The organism is Streptococcus acidominimus (assembly GCF_001921825.1).
Classification (GTDB): domain Bacteria; phylum Bacillota; class Bacilli; order Lactobacillales; family Streptococcaceae; genus Streptococcus; species Streptococcus acidominimus.
The window spans coordinates 1-1,512 of sequence record NZ_MSJL01000103.1 but is presented as its reverse complement, the minus strand read 5'-3'; the positions used below and the strand labels follow the sequence as shown (position 1 = coordinate 1,512).

General features: G+C 41.1%; 3 protein-coding genes. 2 read left to right on the top strand and 1 reads right to left on the bottom strand.

What is annotated here, in order from left to right:
• Both BU200_RS10485 and BU200_RS10480 read left to right on the top strand, forming a co-directional pair.
• Positions 1–135: transposase (locus BU200_RS10485; protein WP_211268960.1), on the top strand; the 135-nt coding region annotated here is incomplete at its 5' end.
• A gap of 52 nt (positions 136–187) precedes the next feature.
• Entirely contained in the window at positions 188–1,189 is a 1,002-nt protein-coding gene (locus BU200_RS10480) for a LacI family DNA-binding transcriptional regulator (protein ID WP_075100052.1), read from the top strand.
• Between the two features lie 81 nt (positions 1,190–1,270).
• Here the strand turns inward: BU200_RS10480 and BU200_RS10475 are convergent.
• On the bottom strand, positions 1,271–1,512 hold a 242-nt coding region (locus tag BU200_RS10475; RefSeq protein WP_142237006.1), incomplete at its 5' end, for an IS3 family transposase.

Below are 1,512 nucleotides of genomic sequence, written 5' to 3'. Positions count from 1 at the left end.
CCTCTTCCACCTTATTCACCAGAATTAAATCCCATTGAGAAAGCTTGGGCAAATCTGAAGAGAGCAATCACAGAACTTTTAAAAACATGCAAAACAGTAAATGAATCTCTTTTGTACTATTTTAAAACTCAATAACTATATTTTAACTAAACTATGGTATAATGAAGAAGAACTGAGGAGAAGCATTATGGTTACTTTAAAAGATATCGCACAAAAAACACAATTATCTACTGCGACGATTTCCCGTGTCTTAAAAGATGATGCAAGCCTGTCTGTCAGTCCTGATACGCGCAAAAAAGTATTTGCGATTGCCCAAGAGTTAGGCTATACCAAACACCTAACCAAGCAACAGCCAGACGGCAATATACGAAAAATCGGTATTCTCCAATGGTATACAGAAAGCAAAGAATTGGATGATCTCTACTACTACTCCATTCGGATCAGCTTAGAACAACGCGCCTTTGCACTAGGCTATGACATCGTTCGCTGTTTCCACGATACTGACTCACCTCTGCTAAAAGAGGTCGATGCCCTGATTGCCATTGGAAAATTTAGTCAGCACCAGATGGCTGAACTAGCTAGACTTCACAAACAATTGGTCTTTGTAGATTTCGATACACTCGCAGATGGTTTTTCCTGCGTAACAACGGATTTCAAGCGGTCTGTTATTCAAGTCATTGACCATTATCTCGAACAGGGCATTAAAGAAATTGGTATGATTGCAGGTCAAGAAGAAACCTATGATAAGGAAGTGACCTTGCTAGACCCACGGCTACGAACCTTTAAACAATACCTAACTGATCGCAACCTCTATCAAGAACAATTTGTCTTTACTGGCTCATTCACCAGCCAATCCGGCTACCAGTTGATGAAAGAAGCGATTGACAGCTTGGGAAATAACTTGCCCCCTGCCTTTTTCATCGCAAATGATAGCCTGGCAGTCGGTGCCCTTCGCGCCTTGCAGGAAGCCCAAATCGCCGTTCCAGATCGTGTCCAGATCATCACTTTTAATGACACCCCCATTACCAAACAAGTATATCCCGCCCTATCCAGCATAACAGTCTTTACCGAAGAAATGGGTATCCAGGCGGTTGACTTAGTAGACACTATGCTTAAAAAACCGACTACCTACCACCCCCGTATGGTGAAGCTAGGAACACAATTAACTCTGCGAAAGAGTAGCTTGTAAACATTATACAAATAAAAAAGCTCAAAACCGGCATATTCTGAACTGCTCCCTGTCAAGTAGACAGTCAAATAATAAAAGATATTAAGCAACCTGATTCCTGAATTCCCAAGGGGTCAGGTTGTTTAATTTAGCTTGATAACGTTGTGTATTGTAAAACTGGATATAGCTTTCCACATCTGCGACTAGCTCCTCGTAAGTCTTGTATTTCTTGAGATGATAAGACTCTGTCTTGAAATGCCCAAAGAAACTTTCAATTGGTGCATTGTCGATACATTTCCCAACTCGTGACATGGATAGAGTGATGCCAGCCTGTGTTGTAAAAT